This window comes from Kitasatospora sp. NPDC056273 (assembly GCF_042268845.1).
In the GTDB taxonomy this organism is placed as follows: domain Bacteria; phylum Actinomycetota; class Actinomycetes; order Streptomycetales; family Streptomycetaceae; genus Kitasatospora.
On sequence record NZ_JBHJSJ010000017.1, the window covers coordinates 18,788 to 37,397 of the forward strand.

Consider the following 18,610-nt stretch of genomic DNA (forward strand, 5'->3'; position numbering starts at 1 on the left):
GTTCCCCCACCTCCGCGGGGCGGGAAGCTCCGGGCCGGCCTCCGCGCACACCGGGCCTGGAGGGGCGGCAGCCCGTACGATCCCAGGACCCGCTCCTGCGGCATGCTCGACGTCGGCACCAACTACGCCGGCCGAGGCTACCGGTGGACGATCCACCCGCCCGCCGCCGTGATCATCCTGATGATCCTCTGCTTCAACGTGATCGGCGACGCCTGCGCGACGCCCTCGAAAGCACCCTGGACCGGCTTCGTCCCGTAGCGTTTTCCTTCCACCGCGGGGACCCGCGGTGTACGAAGGGGAGGGTTACATGAACTCGCTTGTCTCGACGGCCCGCTGGTTAGGCTCCCTGGCGGTGGCGGGAGCGCTGCTGCTCACCGGGTCCGGCTCCGCCGGCGCCGCCACCGGCACGTCCGGCGGGCCGGTCCCGGGCGTCCCGCAAACCGTCGAACTGGACTCGTCCCCCGCCTCGGTGGCCGTCAGCCCGGACGGGCACAAGGCCTACGTCGCGGTGAAGGACACCACCAAGGGCGCCAAGGTGAAGGTGGTCGACACCCAGAGCGGCGCGATCACTGCAGTGGTGACGCTGTCCACCGGTCTCGGCGCCGGCCCGGGACCGCTGGCCGTCAGCCCTGACGGCTCGCGCGTCTACGTGCTGTTCTCCACCGCCCGCAAGGCACCGCTGTCCAGCCTGGGCGCCATCGACACGGCCACCGACACCGTCGTCTCCAGCACCGAGGCACCCGACCAGCCGCGACCCGACGGCACCTTCCCCGGCGCCCTCACCTCCCTGGCCGTCAGCCCCGACGGCGCCACCGTCTACGTCGGCCAGGACGGACCGGCCCGCTACCACCGCCCGGCCGAGCCGGGCGCCCGGGTCCTGTCCTTCTCCCCGCAGCAGCAGGCCTACACCACCGCCGTCCCGGTCCCCGGCCACTACCTGGGCTCGATCGTCACGCCGCCCAACGGCGACACCGCGTACACCGCCACCGACGAGAACCTGGTCCGCCTGGACACCAGCACCGCGACCCCGACCGTCACCGGCACCACCGCCGCCCCGATCGGCGCCGTCCCCAGCCTGGCCCTCTCCCCCGACGCCACCCGCCTCTACGGCGTCGGGAACAACGGCACCGGCTACGCCGTCGACCTCGCCACCGACACCCTCACCACCCTCGACATCGCCCCCGGCCAGTGGCTGCAGAACCCCACGGTGTCCGCCGACGGCACCCGGCTCCACCTGGTCCAGCAGGACCTCACCAGCTCCGACGGCAAGGCCTCGGTCCTCGCCCTCGACACCGCGACCAACACCCTCGTCCCCACCGAGGAAATCACCGGCCTCGCCTGGGTCACCGCTCTGGCCCTCGGCCCCGACACCCACACCTTCTACCTCACCGTCAACTCCACCCTGCGCATCCTCGCCCACTGACCGCACCCACCCCGCACCCCGCCCCGCCTTCGGGGCGGGGTGCCCCCGCCGAGACCCCCAACCCCAAGGGGTCCGCCGGGGGCTCCCTCCAGCGTTTCCGTCGCCCGCACGGTCGTCGTCCTCGTCCTCGACGGAATCCGGAAATGACCACTGCCGGGAATGAGTCAGTGGAACACGATGGCGTGGCCGCCCTCGATGCTTGCCAGGCATGCCCGATAGAGCTGGTACCAGGTGAAACGCTCCGTCGCGAACGGTCCGTCCACCGCGAGATCCCGAGCCTCCCAGGCCTCCCCCGAACCGGAGGGAACGCGCTCGTCGTCGAGGTTGATGCCGATCGACGGCGCCATGTCCGACAGTTCAGCCAGCAGGCGCTGACTGGAGCCGACGATTCCGGCGCCCTCGACTCCCGCCTCGTCAGGGAGGAAGAGCGGATCCTCGAACTCGACCGGCACGTAGTAGCCGGAGCTGTCGGAGTGGCAGAGCAGATGGGAGGCCAGCCTCGACGTCTCATCCTGGATCTTCTCGCAATCGCGGTCGAACTGGCGCCCGCTGACCTCCAGAGCCGACGTGACAGGTTCGCCGAGGCTCACGAGCACCAGGATGCGGCGCAGCTGGGTCAGGTACCCGTAGGGAAAGCCACCGGAGAAGGTACGGGCACGAGGCGGATCGGTGATCTCCGGCTCGTGCCAGCTGATCCCCTCCTCCACGAGCGCCCGGCCGAGGCGGGCGAATGCCGCCCGGTGACGGTCGAGACCCTCCGCATCGTTGCGAGCCTGGTCGTAGAGAAGTCCCACTGATATCGAAAGTCCCATGGGCCAGAGTCTAGGAACGACCCCTGACGGCGACGCCTCCGCTGCCGCGCCGACAGCCTTGGGGCCCGTGCCGCCGAGCCCGGACCGCCCGCACTCGCACCCGTACGGGCAGTCCCGTTGACCGGCGCGCGTCGTGCGGACGGGGGTACAACGGCTGCGGCCGGGAGCGCGGGGAGCCAGGATCGAGCCATGGCCATTCGCTTGGGACTCGGGCTGCCGCAGATGAAGTGGTACGACCTCGCACGTGCTCCGGCGGCGGTGGCACGGGCAGCGGAGCGGATCGGCTACGACAGTCTGTGGGTCTTCGAGCGGGTGCTGGTCCCCGAGCGGCCGCGGCAGGGCCTGTACGACGTGCCGGGGCTGGCCTGGCCGGACTCCTACCGGTCGGTCGCCCATCCGCTGGTGGTGCTCTCGCTCGCCGCCGCGGCGACGGAGCGGGCCCGGCTCGGCAGCAGCGTCCTGGTCGCTCCCCTGCACGGGCCTTTCCAGCTGGCCCGCGCCCTCGCGACGCTGGACGCGGCGAGCGGCGGCCGCGTGGTCGCGGGGCTGGGGACGGGCTGGTCGCTGGACGAGCACGCGGCCGCCGGGCACGCTCCCTTCGAGGAGCGCGGAGCCGTGCTGGACGAACTGCTGGACGTCTGCGCGGCGGTGTGGGGCCCCGACCCTGTGTCGTACCGGGGCACGCACGCCCTGATCGACGAGGCGGAGGTCGGGCCGAAGCCCGTACGCCCCGTGCCCGTCTACCTGGCGGCGTCCGGCGGCAATGCCCTGGACCGGGTCGCCCGCCGCGCCGACGGCTGGCTGCCGACAGGCATGACGCCCGGGCAACTGGCCGTCCTGCGGCGTGAGATCGGCGAGCGGGCCGCGTTGTACGGCCGCGATGCGGGCGCGGTGCAGGTCTGCGCGAGGGCGAACGTCCGGATCACCGAGGCCCCGGTCCGCGATGCCGAGCGGAAGCCCTTCGTCGGCACGGTCGAGCAGATCGTCCAGGACACGGCCGGCTACGCGGCCGCGGGGGCTGACGAGGTGCTGCTCGACCTCCAGACGAACGCGCGGGACGCCGACGAACTCGCCGATCTGGCGGCCCGGGTGCACGCGGACATCCGCGGCGCGGGGATCTGAGACCCCGCACCGGTCGTCCCGCCCCCGGGTTCGGCCGTCCCTCGCGGGCGAAGGCGAGCCATGCGGCGAGCATCCGGCCGGACGGCTCCTTCGGAGGCGCCCCGAGGAGCGGGTCGGTGGCTCCGAAGACCAGGCCGATCTCCGCCATGTGGCAGGTGCCCAGCCGTCCAGGACGTCGGGAGAACTCGTAGACGAAGATCTGTGCTCCCGGGGCGACAAGGGCCTCCGCCACGCGGATGGCCGGGAGAGGCCACGGGATTTGGCTCCTCGGGAACTCCCCCACGGCCTCGCGCCGGACCGCTTCAGCCGGCTCCCTCCGGCCCCGGTCCGTCGGCCCAGCCGTCGGCGTCCAGGTCGTCCAACTGCTCGCGCAGCAGGGCGAGGGTGGCACTGAGCAGCCGGGAGACGTGCATCTGGGAGACGCCGATTCGCTCCGCTATCCGGGACTGGGTGCAGCCGTCCCAGAAGCGCAGCTTGAGGACGGTCTGCTCGCGTTCGGGCAGGCGGGCCAGCAGTGGGCGGACGGCGGTGCGGAAGTCGGCGAGTTCGATGCCGGGGTCGCAGTCGCCGAGCCGGTCGAGCAGGGCGCTGCCGGTCTCGTCGGTGTCCTGGTCGCGCAGTGCGTCCAGGGAGTTGGGGCGGCAGGCCCGGCCCGCCAGGAGTCCCTCGGTGGCCTGTTCGACGGTGAGGTGCAGGTCCTCGGCGATCTCCTCGGGCCGTGGCAGCCGGCCGAGTTCCTGCTCCAGGCGGTCGGAGTCGCGGGCGACGGCGAGGTAGAGCTCCTGCGTGCTGCGCGGGACGCGCACCGGCCAGGAGGTGTCGCGGAAGAACCGCTTGATCTCGCCGGTGATGGTGGGGATCGCGTAGGTGACGAACTCGACGCCGCGCTGCGGGTCGTAGCCGTCGACGGCCTTGATCAGGCCGATCGTGCCGACCTGGAGGATGTCCTCCATGTCCTCGGCCCGGTGCCGGTAGCGGGCGGCGATGAAGCGCACCAGCGGCATGTTGAGCTCGATGATCGTGCCGCGGACGTAGCTGTAGGCGCGGCTCTCGCGGGCCAGCCCGGCCAGCCGCTCGAACAGCGCATCGCTGAGCTCCCGCGCCTCGGACTTCCCCATGCGGCGGAGTTCGGCCGCGGTCGGTCTTGGTGGCAGATCGGGCGGCAGGCTCGGGGGCGCGGATCGGCGGTCGGTGGTTTCCATGCGGATGGACACTTGAGTTCTCCAGCACATCAGGGTGAACGCCCGACGACGCGTGCGGGCTGGTACCGCGCATCGCGGACTTCTTCCCCAGGACCTGTGCCCGGCTTTTTCAAGCGCGGTCCCGGTGGCACCGTCCAGGTGCTCGAAGCGGCCGGAACAATCACGGCCACCACTTCGCCTTCTACCCGGGAATCGGCTTCCGACGCGCGTTCCGGCTGTTCTCCTGCCCGGCTTCGGCTGGTCACGGACCACCGTGGACCGGGCCCGGTCGGGAAGGACCCCGGCTCCAGCCCTCAGATCCGGCGTTCGCGGCGGTTCGGCGGGCCCGGCGGGAGCGCGACCTCCAGCCAGACCAGCTTTCCGCCACCCTCGGGGGTACAGCCCCAGGACCGCGCGAGTCGGTCCACCACGCGCAGGCCGTGTCGGCCCGGACGGCCCGGGTCGGCGTGCGGGCGCAGCTCGGGCGGCACCGGGCTGGTGTCCGTGACCTCCGCCCGCAGACGGCGCCCGTCCCACCTCAGCCGCAGTTCGCCCGGTCCACCGGAGGTGTGCAGACAGGCATTGGTGACCAGTTCGGCGACCATCAGCAGGAGGTCCTCGGCGACCGCCAGTCGTTCCTCGTCCGCGGTGGGCAGCCAGGACCAGGACCGCAGCGCCTCCCGGGTGAGTTCAAGGCCCGCTTGCACGGCGCCCTCGCGACCGGAGAACGCGAGCCGTCTGGTCTCCTCCGTACCCGGGACCTCGATGGGTGGTGGCGCTCCGCCCGGGCCGGTCGTGCCGTTCGGCCCGGGCAGCAGCACGTGCCCGAAGCGGTCCATGCCGGCCTCCTCACGTCGGTACGTTCGCCGCGGTGCGGCCACCGCGTACGGTGTAGCGCGCCGGGCCGGGGCGGATCCGGACTCCCCCGGCTCCGGTGACCGTGAACGGCCACGCCGCCCGGGGCTCGCGTCGGTCGACTGCCCATCGTCCATGTCCTGGTCCATGTCCGACGCCTGCCCGGTTCGGCCACGGCTACACGCCCGCCGTAGCGGATGACGATCGGGACGGCGGGCGCCGGCGGGACGGTTGGACCGGCCGCCGGTCGGGTGTCCCGGCTGCCGGCTCAACCGTCCCGCCCGGATGGTCACCCTCCGTCGGGGCGCGGGGCGGGAAGCGGGCGGTGCCGCAGGGCGTCCTCGACGGTGGGGTGGACGGGGAACAGCGCGGCGGTCCCGGTGAGCTCCAGCACCCGCAGCGTCCGCCCGGAGGGGGCGACCAGCACCACGGGGATGCCGATGTCGAGCGCGCGCCGACGGGCGACGAGGAGCAGGTTGAGACCGGTGCAGGTGAACAGCTCCACACCCGCCAGGTCGACCGCGAGCAGGGCGGGACGCCGGACGAGCGCGGCATCGAGTGCCCGGGCGGCGACGGGCTCGCCGTCCAGGACCATGTCCCCGGTGAAGAAGCACACGAGGGCGTCACCGACCCGGACGGTCTCCGCCTTCAGGCAGGGCGGCACGGCCCACTCCTCGGGCCGGGAGCCGCGCCGTGCGGGCACGCCGGACCCTCCGTCGACGGCGGCCCGCCCGGGCCGGGCGGACGCGATGCGTTCGAGGTCCTGCCACAGGTCGAGGGCCCGCTCGTGAAGCCCCGACGCGGTGCTGCTGCCCTCTTCGAGGGCCGTCAGGTAGGCGTCGACGCCGGTGACGGCGTGGCGCACCTGCCGGCACAGCGGCTCCCCGCAGGTGCGGGGGTCCCGACCGCCCTCGCGGGGCGGCCCCAGGCAGTCGACCAGCCGGGACCTCAGCCGTTCCAGCCCGTGCCTGCTCATCGGGTCCATTGGAACCATCTCCAGAAGCAGTACCGCCGTCGGATCCGCGGCGGAGGCACTGCGGAGTGCGGCTGTTCCAGTCTTCGCCCGTCCATCAGACATGTCAACCATTGCACGAATCTTCTGTCGTGTATCAGCAGTCGTGAAACAGGAGTCCTATCGTGGAGGGATGGACAACAGCACGACGCCCGAACGTCAATGGACCTTCCTGACCAACCACGCCCGCGTGCTGGTCCAGATCGCCCGCGACCCCGGCATCCGCGTGCGCGACATCGCCACCAGCTGCCTGCTCACCGAACGCGCCGTCCAACGCATCATCGCCGACCTCGAACAGGCCGGATACCTCAGCCACGAACGCCGCGGCCGCACCAACCACTACCGCGTCGTCACCAGCAAGCAACTGCGTCACCCCGCCGACGCCGGCCCCACCATCGCCGAACTCCTCGCCACCCTCCTGCGCTGATGCCCACGACGACGGCGAAGGCGTCGCCGGGACGCCGGAGGGTCCCGGTGGCGGTGGTCTCCCCTGCGCTCAGCCGAAGCGGACCGAGTGGTACGGGGCGTCGCTGAACTCGATCGTGGACTTCTCCCCCAGGACCGCGTCGGCCGCCCCGGCACACGCGCCGTCGGTGAACAGCTGCGCGTTCCGGTCCGTACCGTTCCCCCACCGCGTCCACCGCGAGCCGACCGGCGAGGGAGCGGGCGGCACGGCGTAGCAGCCGGCGGGGTCCTCCAGGACGAAGTAGGCCAGCGCGTACTGGCAGCCCCAGGGCCCGCAGTCCTGGGCACGGACCGCGAACGTGCCGATGGCCCTGGTCGGAGCGGCCGAGGCCGGTCCGGCGGGCGCCCTGGGCGCCGCCTGTACCGGGACGGGAGCGCCCAGCAGGGACAGCACCAACACCAGCGGGGCGGAGGAGACGAGGGGGAGGACGCTTCTGCGCATGGGAACCTTCCTTCGGCCCGGCGGCACCGGCAGGGCCGGGTGACGTGCCGGGCGGCGGGCGGTCGCCTCTCACCGGGCCCATTGCCCGGGGACGCCCGCCCAGATGCCCTCCTTCCTCCCCAGGACCAGGGGCCCCATAGTCCCGACGGAGCTCGAACAGATGAACCCGCTCTGTGCCTGTGCGCCCCTCGCGCACCCGGAGGTTCGAAATGCGTTTCGCTCGCGACCTGACATTTCCGCGCACGAAATCGCCCGGGCCGGCTCCAATAAGCCGACCCGGGCGATTTCACCTCCCCGGTATCACGCGTTCTTCCGCGAGGATCCGGGGCATGGCCACCGGGCGAGCCCGTCTACTGGGCCTTGTCGAGATAGAATTTCTCGTTCTCGCCGCCGTTGGCCTTGACCTGGCAGTTCACCGTCCCCCCGGGGCCGGTGGCGGAGGTCACCCCGCTGCCGGTCACCATCCTCAGGAAGATACCCGGGAACGCCGCCGACTCGAAGGAGAACGAACCGTCGACCTGGGCACGGGCGTTGAACTTCTCCCAGGGGCCGATGCCGTATTGGCAGTTGACCGTCCCACCTCCGGCCATGGTGACGGGGACGCCGTTTCCGTCCATGCGCAGGAACACGTTCGGGAAGAACGTCGACTGGATCGTGACCGGTGCGTCTCCGAGCTTTGCGAGGTCGGCTGCCGACAAAGGCATGATGGCCTCTCTCCTTCTGTCTGAGGTGTAGCGGACGAGTCGAACCCGGCGCCGCGGCCGACAGCGTCTTCGGCGCCGGATATCGGGCTTGGGGAGCGTACTCAGTTCGGCATACGCGAGTTCGGCGTACTCGGTCCGGCCGTTTCCGCGTCCGCCCGCGGGAGCGTTTCGGACCGCTCCGTGCATACGCCCCCGCCGGCCCCGTGAGCCGCTTCCCGAAAAGGGAAGCCCATCGAATTGCGGGATAGGACGGCATCACAGACCCCCCCGCCTTACGCTCCCATTTTCTTTCCTGCCGCTGCGGGCCGGGGACTCACTGTATTTGGGTCGGCACAGCCTGTCCAGGCTGTGCGCTTCGGCAATGTCGGCCGAATCGCGGCGGCGCTGACAGGGATCCGGCGGGCCGGCACCGGTTGGGTCGGTGCCGAGCCGCCGCCCGGACGGTGCACCTGGGGCCGCTCGTCGGCGTCGGCAGCGCTGCGGGAGGCCGGGACCGACCAGGGCCAGGCGTGTGCCCGGCCGCCCGCCGGGCAGCGGCCCGATAACCCGTGGCCGTCCAGCCCGCCCGCTGTGAAACTGGCCCGATGGAAGAAGCGCCCACCGCACCGGTGCCCGTCGTCCTCGGCATCGACGACCTGCGACCGCTCCCCCGGGCCACACGGATCGCCCGCACCAGCCGCGAAGGCACCCGGCTCCTGGAGGAGCACCGCGACGGCTTCATCGACGAACTCTGGCTCGACCACGACCTCGGCGGCGACGACACCGTCATGCCCGTGGTGGCCCTCCTGGAAGAAGCGGCCTTCGAGGGACGGCCCTTCCGGATCGGAACGGTCTACGTCCACAGCGCCAACCCCGTCGGCTCCGCCTCCGTCGTCCGGTCACTCACGCGCTGGAACTACCGTGTCCGGCGGGCGTCTGCCCAGGATCCGGTCGGGCGTTCCGGGGGCGACGCCATCGGCGGTGCGTGAGGGGGTGCCACTGGAGTGGGAGCTCCAGTGGTGTCCGACCCCGGGGGGACGGTCCAGCTCCCGCGGCCCCGTCCGGCCGTCGGCCTCGCTGACGCGGTGCGGCCGCGGCCGATGTCCGCGGCCGCCGCGTCGTGGACCTGCGGGAGCGGCCTGGGCGGTGCATCCGCGTCGTCGCCGCGCGGTTGTGGAGCATCGAGAACAACCTGTCCATCTCGAACATGGACTTCGACGACTTCGCCGGGAACGTCGACGCCGACGGCGTGTTCAGGGGCTTCTGACCATCGGCCGCCGATCAGGCGGCCACCGCCGACGCCCGGCGGTGACAGCCCGGTCGCGGATCACCGGCCTGCCAACGGACCACGGATCGCGGCGGCTTCCGACCACGACATTCCCCGGATCCCCGGCTCACGCGACACCGCCGAAGACGTCAGAGGTGCAGCATGGCCACGACCGCCGGGGGCGGGCCCCACGACGCAAGATACGGTCCGTCACATGTCGAAACACGGACGACGGATCCGCCTGACCGCCGGGGCTGCCATAGCCCTGCTCGGTGGCGGGTTCGCGATCAACGCCTGGATGAACCGGGTTCCGGAAACCAGGGTCTACGAGGGCACCGTGGCCGGCAAGCCGCTGCTGGTCGGCTCGGACGGCCGGACCCTGACACTGAGCATCGGGTGGGGTTGTGAGAAGCAGCCCGAACTCGTGGCCCGCGAGTCCGCCGACGCGGTGAAGGTCTCCCTGCGGCACACAGTCCCCCCGGGGTTCTGCGACCCGGGTGGCATCGGACAGATCACGACCCACCTGAACAGACCGCTCGGGACCAGGGCGCTGAACGACGCCTCCGGCAAGCCCGCCGTCCACTTCGACGAGCGCGACCTCCTGCGGCCCGTGTTCCTGCCGGAGAACTACTCCCCCTATCCCGCGGGCAGGATGGTCCACCTGCCCGGTCTGGCCCCGCTCCCGACCGACACTCCGGCCTGGGCCAGCGGGTACCGACTGGGGACGGGCCCTGAACAAGGCAATCTGATCATCAGCCAGACCCTCCGGAACAGCGCACCACCGGAGGGCCGGGCCGCCCTGGTCAAGGGCCACCCCGCGGCCATCACGCAATCCGATCCGAACGGCGGGCCCCGTTCGCTGACATGGTCGGACGGGACCTACACCTTCGTCGTCACGACCGGTGCTCCCCCGCGGCTCTCGGACGAGGAACTCGTCCGCGTCGCCGAGAATCTGCGGTGACCGACACCACGACGACGTCCGGCGGCTGTCCATCAGGCCGACCCGGCGGAGTCGCGGCCGCTCCTGCGCTGGTCAGGGCGGAGAGCCTTCATCGAGCCAGACGCCCCCGCCTCCGGGGCTGCCGGGGGCGGGGGCGTCGGGTGCGGGGTGGGAGCGGGTCAGCTGCGGGTGACCACGAGCTGGCTGGAGCCGTCCGGCAGGCCCGCGATGGCGGCGCGCTGGGCCGGGAAGGTGCTCGCGCCGTACGGGCCCTGGACGGCGGCGAAGCCGGACCAGGAGCCGTTGGAGAAGCGGGTCTCGTGGTAGACGTTGCCGTCGCCGCCGACCACCGCCACCTGGGACGAACCGTCCGGCAGGCCGGCGATGCCGACCGTCCGCGCGGCCATGGTGGGCGTGCCGACGCCGGGGAGCGCGGCGAAGCCGGACCAGGTGCCGTCAGAGAAGCGGGTCTGGTGGTAGACGTTGCCGTCGTTGCCGATCGCCAGGACCTGCGAGGAACCGTCCGACAGGCCCGTGATGGCCACCCGGCCGGCCGCCATCCGCGAGCTGTTCACCCCGGGGAGCGGGGCGAAGCCGCTCCAACTGCCGTTGGAGAAGCGGGTCTGGTGGTAGACGTTGCCGTCGTTGCCGATCGCCAGGACCTGGGCGGAGCCGTCGGGCAGGCCGGCGATGGCGACGTCCCCGGCCGCCATGGTCGGGGTGCCGACGCCGGGGAGCGGGGCGAAGCCGGACCAGTTGCCGTCGGAGAGGCGGATCCGGTGGTAGACGTTGCCGTCACTGCCGACGGTCAGCACCTGCGAGGAGCCGTCCGGCAGGCCCGCGATGGCGGCCCGGCGGGCCTGGGTGGCGGGCGTGCCGTCGTCGGGGAGCGCGGCGAAGCCGCTCCAGCTGCCGTTCGCGGCGCGGACCCCGTGGTAGAGCCGGCCGTCCAGGCCGATGCCCAGCTCCTGCGAGGAGCCTCCCGGCAGCCCGGCGATCGCGGCCTCCGAGCCGCGGAAGACGCCCGCCCCGCCCGTCAGCGGGCTGAAGCCGGGCCAGGCGCCCGAGCTCTGGCGCACGCCGAGGAAGAGCGCGGAGGACAGGGAGGGCGGGGCGCTGGTGAGCTGGATGTCGACGTAGTCCTGGTCGATCGCTATCGAGTAGCCGCCCCAGCTCTCCGGGTTCGCCGGCGAGGCGTACTGGTGGGCGCGCTGGTGGTTGGACCAGTAGCCGGCCGGTATCGACGGGTCGGCGGTGTCCTCCTTGCCGTTCCAGTTGGCGCTGAAGACGGCGTCGGGCATGGTGTAGGCGCTGTTGCCGGCGTTGGCGGCGAGGTCCTTCATGCCGGACGAGGAGCTGCTGTAGACGCCGGAGTTGTAGCCCCAGGCGTGCAGTTCGTTGGTCCAGGCGGTGAGGAAGGCGAGCACCGTGGCCGAGTACTGCGGGGTGGTGTAGCCCTCCATGTCGTAGTAGAGGATCGTGCCGGGGCCGAAGCCGAGGGCCTGGGCCTGGGCCACCGCGTCGTCGGCGGCGTTGGCGCCCTCGGTGGCGGGGTAGGCGATCTTCGGGGCCTGCACACCGACGTACAGCGGCATGAAGGACCAGCCCGCGGACTGCTGCTGCTGGACCCAGGAGGACGTCAGGTTCGGCTGGGCGCAGCCCCGCCTGACACCGCCGATGTAGATTCCGACCGCCCGGTACGGGGAGGAGGTCATCCACGCGTTCATCGCGGCGCTGGAGGGCGCCGTGCAGGCGTCGAAGCCCTTGCCGGTGTAGTTCGTCGCCGACGCGGGCACCTGGGCCGCGGCGGCCATCGGTGCGGCCATGGCCCGGCTGGACGGCGCGGCGGCGGACTTGGGCGTGGCGGACTTCGCGGCGGGGGCCGTCGGGGCTGCGGCGGGCGCCGGCTCCGGTCGGTGTTCCGGCGCGGGGGTGAGCCCGGCACTGGTGATGATCCGGCGCACCAGCGGCTGGTCCGTGTCGTACGTACCGGTCACCGCGACGACGCCGTCCTCCGCGCGGATCGTCTGCGCGACCGGGTTGGAGCCCTCCCGGTCGGGCGCGGCGCCGGCGGCGGGCTCGACCAGCAGGGCCTCCGAGCGGCCGGTCAACCGCGGCGGGCAGACCTGCTGTTCGCCCGGGTGACCGAGGTACACCGCGTGCTGGTCGAAGCGGACGCAGGCCTGCGGGTCCGCGGCCAGGTCGACGACCGGCCAGGCCGTGGGCACCTGGAAGACGCGGCCCTGGTAGGTCACCTTCTTGGTGTCCGGGCTTCCGGCGGGGGCGGCTACGGCGGAGCCGGCGGCGGGCGCCGCCATGAGGACGGCCGCCGCGACGGCCGCGGCGCTCCGGAGCGCTGTCATACGGGTCTTCACCCAGATATCTCCTGACACGACGAAAGGCCGCACGCCGACAGGTCGGCCGCGCGGCACGGGCACGTCACCCTATCCGCGTCCTCGGACAGGCGGTGTCGCAGGCCCCTCCGGTCCGGCCGACCGTCCGTCAGCCGTCGCCCCGGGGCCCGCTCCCGCGCGTCGGGTCAGCCCGGCGGACAGGACGCGTTCTGTTCTCAACTCCGGTCGTGTGTGGGACCGTTGGCAGCGGGCGTCGTCACGGAGAGACCCGGATCGCGGGGGAACGGGGTGGTGGACATGACGGACCGGCCGGGCCCGTACGGACCGAACCGCCGGGGCCTGCTCGCCTCGGCCGGCGCCCTGCTGGCCGGCGGCGCTGCCTCGGGCCTGCCGGGGGCCGCGGGGTCCGCCGGAGGAGCCGCTCCGGCGCAGGCCCCGGGCCGGGGCGCGGCGGTGATCCGGCGGGGCGACCCCCGGTACGCGAGCCTGCTGCGGGGCGACAACTTCCGCTTCGCCGGCGACCCGGACGAGATCCGGGTCGCCGCCACCACCGAGGACGTCGTACGCGCCGTCACCGAGGCGCTGCGCTCCGGGCGGAGGATCGCGCCGCGCAGCGGCGGCCACTGCCTCGAGGACTTCACCGCCGATCCGGGCGTCCGCCTGCTGCTGGACCTCTCCCCCATGGACGCGGTCGGCTACGACCCGGAGCGGCGGGCGTTCGCCGTCCGGCCCGGCGCCACGCTCGGGCGGGTGTACCGGGCGCTGTTCACGGGCTGGGGCGTGACGGTCCCGGCGGGCGCGTGCCCCGAGGTGGGCGCCGGCGGGCACTTCGCCGGCGGCGGGTACGGGCCGCTCTCGCGCCGCTACGGCTCGGTGGTGGACCACCTCCACGGCGTGGAGGTGGTGGTGGCGGACCGGGCCGACCGGGCGCGGACGGTGGTCGCCACCCGTGAGCCGGACGACCCGCACCGGGACCTGTGGTGGGCCCACACCGGCGGTGGCGGCGGCAACTTCGGCGTGGTCACCCGCTACTGGCTGCGCTCCCCGGACGCGACGGGCGACGACCCGTCCCGGCTGCTGCCGCCCTCGCCCCGCGAGCTGAAGGGCTACCAGGCGGTCTGGGCCTGGGACGAGCGGATGACGGCGCGGGCGTTCACCACCCTGCTGCGCAATTTCGGCACCTGGCACGAGCGTCACAGCGAGCCGGGCTCCCCGTACGCGGGCCTGTACGCCATCCTCTCGGTGGCCCGTCGCGGCGGCGGCCCGATCACGATGTTCGTGCAGGCCGACGCCACCGTCCCCGACCTGGACCGGATGGTGGCCGAGCTCGTGTCCGCGGTCGGCGCGGGCACCGGCGTCGAACCCGCCGTCGACCACCGGACCGTACCGTGGCTGCACGCCCTCACCTGGCCGGGCGCGGGAGCGGCCGGGGACATGTTCAGCCGGCGCTACAAGCTCAAGGCGGCGCACCTGCGCCGCTCGTACACCGATGCCCAACTCGCCACCGCCTACAGCTGGTTGACGGATGGCTCCGCCGTCGCGCACGGCGGTCTGCTGTTCGTCGGCTACGGCGGCCAGGTGAACGCGGTGCCGCCGGGGGCGACCGCGACCGCCCAGCGGGACGCGGTGATGAAGGTCGTCTACCAGACGGTGTGGACGGACGAGCGGGAGGACGCGGCGAACCTCGCCTGGGTGCGGGGGTTCTACCGCGCGATGTACGCGGACACCGGCGGCGTGCCGGTGCCCGGCGAGGTCAGCGACGGCTCCTACATCAACTACCCCGACGCCGACCTCGCCGACCCGGCCTGGAACCGCTCCGGCGTCCCGTGGCACACCCTCTACTACAAGGACGGCTACCCGCGGCTCCAGGCCGTGAAGGCCCGCTGGGACCCGTACGGGCTCTTCCGGCACACCCTCTCCGTCGAGCCCCGGCCGGCCCCGTGACGCCGCTCCGGAACAGCCGGGTCCCGTACGGAGGAACGGCGGGTCAGCGGACGGTCACCTGCCAGGCGCTGTAGGCCGTGGCCATGCGGCCGGCGATGCCGGGGCAGTAGTAGGTCGACGGGTTCATGGTCGCGGCGGGGAAGACGGTCGAGTTGGAGGGGCCGGCGTCGCTCCAGGCGCCGGTGGCGGGGGTGCGGACCTTCAGCCCGGTGGTCTCGACGACCCGTCCGCTCAGGTCCTGGCAGACGCCCACGTTGCCGGAGGCCGTCCGGTCGGAGTAGTACTCGAACATGTCCCAGCCGTAGTCGAGGCCGGTCTGGTCGGTGCCCCGGCTGGTGAAGAACGGGTCCCAGGTGCTGGTGGCGACGTTGTAGAGGGAGGCGCTCCAGGTGTTGGTCCGGGCGTCGGTGAGCTGGACCTGGAGGCTGTAGGCGGAGCGGCCGTTCACGGTGGCGCCGTACTTCCGGAGGAAGGCGGCGTCGATGTCGACGGTCGCGCCGACCGCCTGGGAGGGGTCGGTGGTGCACCAGTCCCAGGCCCATATCTGGGCGCTGTCCCGGGTGTGGACGGTGACCATCTCGATGCAGGAGTTGCTGCGCGGCTTGGTGGTGGGGGCGTAGAGGAAGTCGTTGGCGCCGCTCAGGCGCAGCGCGTCGTCGAGGGTGTGGGTGGCGATGACGGCGTCGTAGCCGGTGTTGCCGTTGGGGCCCAGCTCGGTGCCCCACCACCGGTGGGCCTGGGCGGCGATCGGTGCCGGGGCGGTGCGGTTCGTGGCCGTCTCCGAGGGCCGCGCCTCCGTGGCGAGGCCCGCGCGCAGCTCGCGGAACCGCTGGACGGCGGGCCGGTCCTGCGGCCTGATGCCGGCGTCGCCGAGGACGCGGCCGGACACGGGGGCGCCCGTCGGTGCGTCGGCCCGCGGGGCGGCCGGGTGGGCGGCGTGGGCCGGAGCCGACGCCGGGACCGGGGTCGCCTGGGCGCCAGGCGCGAGGGCGGTTCCGGCGACGGCGAGGGCACACGCGCCGGCGGCCGCGGCCGCGGTCCTCAGTACGGACGAACGGCGCGATAGTGTCGTGCTCATGACACTCCTAGGTGTGGGGGAACCCGAGGGGGGTGGCAGCCGCCGCCCGCCGAGGAGCGGATCGGATGCGCGGGGAGATCCGGTCACTGGCGAACGGAGCGGGTGGCCATCAGCGTGGGCCAGGCCCCGGCACGACACAATCCGGCTGCCGGAAGTACCCATACTCAATCAATCCACCTGGCCTGAACGCCGGTTGCCCACCCGGGCGTCCGAACCCCGAACCGCGGGCATCCTCACGATCGGGCCCGGCGGGCGGGCGCAGCCCCGTACGCACCGCCAGGACGTACGCACCGTCAGGACGACCGGAGGCGAGCATGAACGACCTCTGGAAGGCCGTGCTCCACGGTTCCCTCGCCAACCCGGCCCGCCCCGGGACGGTCCTGCTGGTGGATGGCCCGTCCGGCACCGGCAAGTCGCACCTCGTGGCAGGGCTCCGCCGCCGGCACCCGGCCGGCTCCGGCTGCCTGACCCTGACCTGCGCCGGCCCGTCCGACGACGACGACGCACAGCACACCTTCGACGCCCTCGACGCCCTCACCCGCGCCTTCGGCGACCCGACCCGGGCCGCCGTCCCGACCCTGCTGGTCGTGGAGGACGTCCACCGGGCCGACGAACGCACCCGGTGCCGGGTCCGGCGCCTGGCCCGCACGCTCCCGAACGGCTGCGCCCTGGTGCTCACCTGGCGGCCCGAGGACCTTCCCGCCGCCCGGCCCCTGCTGGGCGAGCCGCTCTCCTGCCCGCCCGGCACCGCCGTCCTCCGGATCCGGACCGGTCCGCTCCCGGCCGCGGTGGCACGGGAGTTGACCGAACGGACCCTGGGCGCCCGGTGCCCGGACGACGTGATCGAGCGGCTGTACGCGGTCACCGGCGGCGTCGCCCAGGTGCTCGTGGACGTCCTGCCCGTCCTGGCCGGCACCGTCCTCGCCGACACTTCCCCGGACGGCCCGACCGTGGACGCCGTCGAGGCGCTGGAGGCCCCACCGCGCCTGGCGGAGACCGTACTACGCCGACTCGCCGACCTGCCCGCGGACGCCCGGCGGCTGGTGCACGCCGCGGCGGTGCTGGGCGAACCGGCCTCCGAAGCCGAGCTGGCAGCCCTGACCGACCTGACGGCGGAGACGGCGCGCGGCATGCTCCTCGCCGCCCTCACCGCGGCCGTGCTGACCGACCTCGGCCCCCGGCGGTACGGCTTCCGCGTGCCGCTCGCCGCCCGGGCCGTGACCGCGAGCCTCCCCGCCCCCGAACGCGCCGACCTGCACCACCGGGCGGCGCAGGTGCTGAGACGGCGCGCCGACGTCCCCTGGCCGCAGGTCGCCGGGCACCTCCTGGCGGCAGGGGTCCGCCGCGGCCTGGTCCGGGCCGCCGAGCGCGCCGCCGAGACCCACGCCGCCGCCGGACGGCACCGCGAGGCCGCCCGGCTCCTCCAGGACCTGCTCGCCGACCGCCGGATCCCCGGCCCCGCCCGCGCGAGGCTCGCCACGGCGGCCCTGCGCCGCATCGCCGGGTTCACCCTTCAGGACGCCGGCGCCCTGCTCGACACCCTCACCGGCGCCCCGCTCCTGCCCGGCCCGCTGCGCGCCCAGGCCCGGGTGCTGCAGGGGCTGTCGCTGTGCACCCCGACGACACCGGACCACGACGGCTGGCTGCACCTGGAGCGCGCCGCCAGGACCCTCCCCGACGAACCCGGCCTCGCCGCCCGCGTCCTGGCCGCGATGTCCATGCCGCACTGGCCCGGCATCCCCCTCGCCGAGCACCGGCAGTGCGCGGAGCGGGCGGGCGCCGCGCTGGCGGGCACCACCGACCCCGTCCTGCGGGCCGCCGTCAACGCCAACCTCGTCGGGCTGCTCCTGACCCTCGGCGACCCCGGGGCCGAACAGGCGCTCCCGGCCCGGCCGTTGGGGGAGGACGAGGACAACGGTGACGCCGCGTCGGCCGGTCACCGGGCCCGCGCCCTGTGCAACGCCGCCGACGCCACCCTGTGGCTCGGCCGCTACCACGACAGCCAGGCGTTCCTCGAACGCGGCGCGGCCCTGGCCGGACGCCACCACGCCGGCCCCCACGTCGCCCACGGCATCCGCAGCATCCGGCTGCTCCTCGATTGGGCTACCGGCCGCTGGACCGGCCTCGCCGACCGGGCCGCCGACCTGGTCGCGGACACCGCGCGAACCCCGGTGCTCGGCCACGAGGCACGAACCGTCCTCGCCGCGCTGTGCCTCGCCCGCGGCGAGTGGTCCCAGTGCCGGGCCTGGCTGGCCGGCGGCCTGGCCCCGCACCTGGACCAGCAGTTGGCACCGGTGGCGGCGCTCTCCTCGACCGTACTCGTCCGGCTGGCCCTGGCCCGCGGCGACCACGACGACGCCAGAGCGTACGCGACGCAGGCCTGGGGACGGCTGCGGAGCAAGGGCATCTGGGCCTGGGCGGCGGAACTGGCGCCCTGGGCCGTCACGGCGGCGCTGAGCGCCGGCGACCCCGCCACGGCCCGGACGATGGCCCGGGACCTCCGCACGGCCACCGGCGCGCCGCACCTGCCGCTCGCCGCGGTCGCCCGACGGTGGTGCCGCGCCACCCTGGCCGAGCACGACGGGGACCTCGCGCGCGCCGCCGACGGCTACCGCGCCGCCGCAGACGCCTACGCCGCGCTGCCCCGCCCGTACATGGCCGCCCTGGCGGCGGAGGCCGCGGCCCGCTGCGCCACGGCCGCGGGCGAAGGCGAGGACGCCAGCCGCGACACCGTCGACCGGCTGACCGACGCCCTCCTCGTGCTGACCGGGCTCGGCGCCACCCACGACGCCGCCCGCGTCCGCTCCCGGCTGCGCGCCCTCGCACCCCCGCGCCGAGGCCGGCCCGCCCATCCCGGGCTCTCCCCGCGCGAACGGGAGGTCGCCGAACTCGCGGCCGGAGGTCTGACCAACCGTCAGATCGCGGCCGCACTGCACCTGTCCACCAGGACCGTCGAGAACCACGTGGCCAGGGTGCTGCGCAAGCTGTCCGCGCCGTCCCGCCGGGACCTCCCCGCACGCCTCTGACGCGCG

At 73.7% G+C, this 18,610-nt stretch carries 17 protein-coding genes; 9 read left to right on the forward strand and 8 right to left on the reverse strand.

Translation table 11 applies throughout. The annotated features are described in order from the left end of the window. The first annotated feature begins 102 nt into the window (after nt 1–102). Entirely contained in the window at nt 103–258 is a 156-nt protein-coding gene (locus tag ACFCY1_RS17560; protein ID WP_375875106.1) for a hypothetical protein, read from the forward strand. Nucleotides 259–307: 49 nt separating this feature from the next. After that, nucleotides 308–1,423: a hypothetical protein gene (locus tag ACFCY1_RS17565; protein ID WP_375875107.1), complete on the forward strand. Its 1,116-nt coding sequence runs from the start codon at nt 308–310 to the stop codon at nt 1,421–1,423. A gap of 164 nt (nt 1,424–1,587) precedes the next feature. Here the strand turns inward: ACFCY1_RS17565 and ACFCY1_RS17570 are convergent, their stop codons facing one another. Next, on the reverse strand, nt 1,588–2,235 hold the full coding sequence (locus tag ACFCY1_RS17570) for a hypothetical protein (RefSeq protein WP_375875108.1): 648 nt from the start codon (nt 2,233–2,235) through the stop codon (nt 1,588–1,590). Between the two features lie 189 nt (nt 2,236–2,424). On the opposite strand from ACFCY1_RS17570, the gene ACFCY1_RS17575 reads away from it, so the two are divergent. Continuing rightward, on the forward strand, nt 2,425–3,357 hold the full coding sequence (locus ACFCY1_RS17575; RefSeq protein ID WP_375875109.1) for a TIGR03619 family F420-dependent LLM class oxidoreductase: 933 nt from the start codon (nt 2,425–2,427) through the stop codon (nt 3,355–3,357). A gap of 302 nt (nt 3,358–3,659) precedes the next feature. Here the strand turns inward: ACFCY1_RS17575 and ACFCY1_RS17580 are convergent, their stop codons facing one another. The 3 genes from ACFCY1_RS17580 to ACFCY1_RS17590 all read right to left on the reverse strand — a co-directional run bounded on the left by ACFCY1_RS17580 (nt 3,660) and on the right by ACFCY1_RS17590 (nt 6,369). Continuing rightward, nucleotides 3,660–4,475 carry a SigB/SigF/SigG family RNA polymerase sigma factor gene (locus ACFCY1_RS17580; RefSeq protein ID WP_375875110.1) on the reverse strand — a complete coding sequence of 272 codons (816 nt, stop codon included), beginning with the start codon at nt 4,473–4,475 and terminating at the stop codon, nt 3,660–3,662. Nucleotides 4,476–4,852: 377 nt separating this feature from the next. Then, nucleotides 4,853–5,377: an ATP-binding protein gene (locus tag ACFCY1_RS17585; RefSeq protein WP_375875111.1), complete on the reverse strand. Its 525-nt coding sequence runs from the start codon at nt 5,375–5,377 to the stop codon at nt 4,853–4,855. A 305-nt stretch (nt 5,378–5,682) separates the two neighbouring features. Then, nucleotides 5,683–6,369: an STAS domain-containing protein gene (locus ACFCY1_RS17590; RefSeq protein ID WP_375875112.1), complete on the reverse strand. Its 687-nt coding sequence runs from the start codon at nt 6,367–6,369 to the stop codon at nt 5,683–5,685. A 169-nt stretch (nt 6,370–6,538) separates the two neighbouring features. Between ACFCY1_RS17590 and ACFCY1_RS17595 the strand changes: the two genes are divergently transcribed. Next, nucleotides 6,539–6,832: a helix-turn-helix domain-containing protein gene (locus ACFCY1_RS17595; RefSeq protein ID WP_049649322.1), complete on the forward strand. Its 294-nt coding sequence runs from the start codon at nt 6,539–6,541 to the stop codon at nt 6,830–6,832. A 69-nt stretch (nt 6,833–6,901) separates the two neighbouring features. On the opposite strand, the gene ACFCY1_RS17600 is transcribed toward ACFCY1_RS17595, so the two are convergent. Continuing rightward, nucleotides 6,902–7,312 carry a hypothetical protein gene (locus tag ACFCY1_RS17600; protein ID WP_049649323.1) on the reverse strand — a complete coding sequence of 137 codons (411 nt, stop codon included), beginning with the start codon at nt 7,310–7,312 and terminating at the stop codon, nt 6,902–6,904. 350 nt (nt 7,313–7,662) lie between these two features. Continuing rightward, entirely contained in the window at nt 7,663–8,016 is a 354-nt protein-coding gene (locus tag ACFCY1_RS17605; RefSeq protein ID WP_375875113.1) for a hypothetical protein, read from the reverse strand. Between the two features lie 584 nt (nt 8,017–8,600). On the opposite strand from ACFCY1_RS17605, the gene ACFCY1_RS17610 reads away from it, so the two are divergent. The 3 genes from ACFCY1_RS17610 (at nt 8,601) to ACFCY1_RS17620 (ending at nt 10,223) form a co-directional block, all read left to right on the forward strand. Next, a complete protein-coding gene (locus ACFCY1_RS17610) occupies nt 8,601–8,984 on the forward strand; it encodes a cyclic-phosphate processing receiver domain-containing protein (RefSeq protein WP_375875114.1) in 384 nt (127 codons plus the stop codon). A 131-nt stretch (nt 8,985–9,115) separates the two neighbouring features. After that, nucleotides 9,116–9,262: a DUF6924 domain-containing protein gene (locus ACFCY1_RS17615; RefSeq protein WP_159028316.1), complete on the forward strand. Its 147-nt coding sequence runs from the start codon at nt 9,116–9,118 to the stop codon at nt 9,260–9,262. 214 nt (nt 9,263–9,476) lie between these two features. Further along, entirely contained in the window at nt 9,477–10,223 is a 747-nt protein-coding gene (locus tag ACFCY1_RS17620; RefSeq protein WP_375875115.1) for a hypothetical protein, read from the forward strand. A 158-nt stretch (nt 10,224–10,381) separates the two neighbouring features. On the opposite strand, the gene ACFCY1_RS17625 is transcribed toward ACFCY1_RS17620, so the two are convergent. After that, entirely contained in the window at nt 10,382–12,565 is a 2,184-nt protein-coding gene (locus ACFCY1_RS17625; RefSeq protein ID WP_375875116.1) for a glycoside hydrolase domain-containing protein, read from the reverse strand. Between the two features lie 288 nt (nt 12,566–12,853). Between ACFCY1_RS17625 and ACFCY1_RS17630 the strand changes: the two genes are divergently transcribed. Further along, nucleotides 12,854–14,500 (forward strand): FAD-binding oxidoreductase, encoded by a 1,647-nt coding sequence (locus tag ACFCY1_RS17630; protein WP_375875117.1) that lies wholly within the window; start codon nt 12,854–12,856, stop codon nt 14,498–14,500. A 43-nt stretch (nt 14,501–14,543) separates the two neighbouring features. Here ACFCY1_RS17630 and ACFCY1_RS17635 read toward each other — a convergent pair whose 3' ends face one another. Continuing rightward, a complete protein-coding gene (locus ACFCY1_RS17635; protein WP_375875118.1) occupies nt 14,544–15,578 on the reverse strand; it encodes a hypothetical protein in 1,035 nt (344 codons plus the stop codon). A gap of 314 nt (nt 15,579–15,892) precedes the next feature. On the opposite strand from ACFCY1_RS17635, the gene ACFCY1_RS17640 reads away from it, so the two are divergent. Next, nucleotides 15,893–18,604: a LuxR C-terminal-related transcriptional regulator gene (locus ACFCY1_RS17640; RefSeq protein WP_375875119.1), complete on the forward strand. Its 2,712-nt coding sequence runs from the start codon at nt 15,893–15,895 to the stop codon at nt 18,602–18,604. The last annotated feature ends 6 nt before the right edge of the window (nt 18,605–18,610 follow it).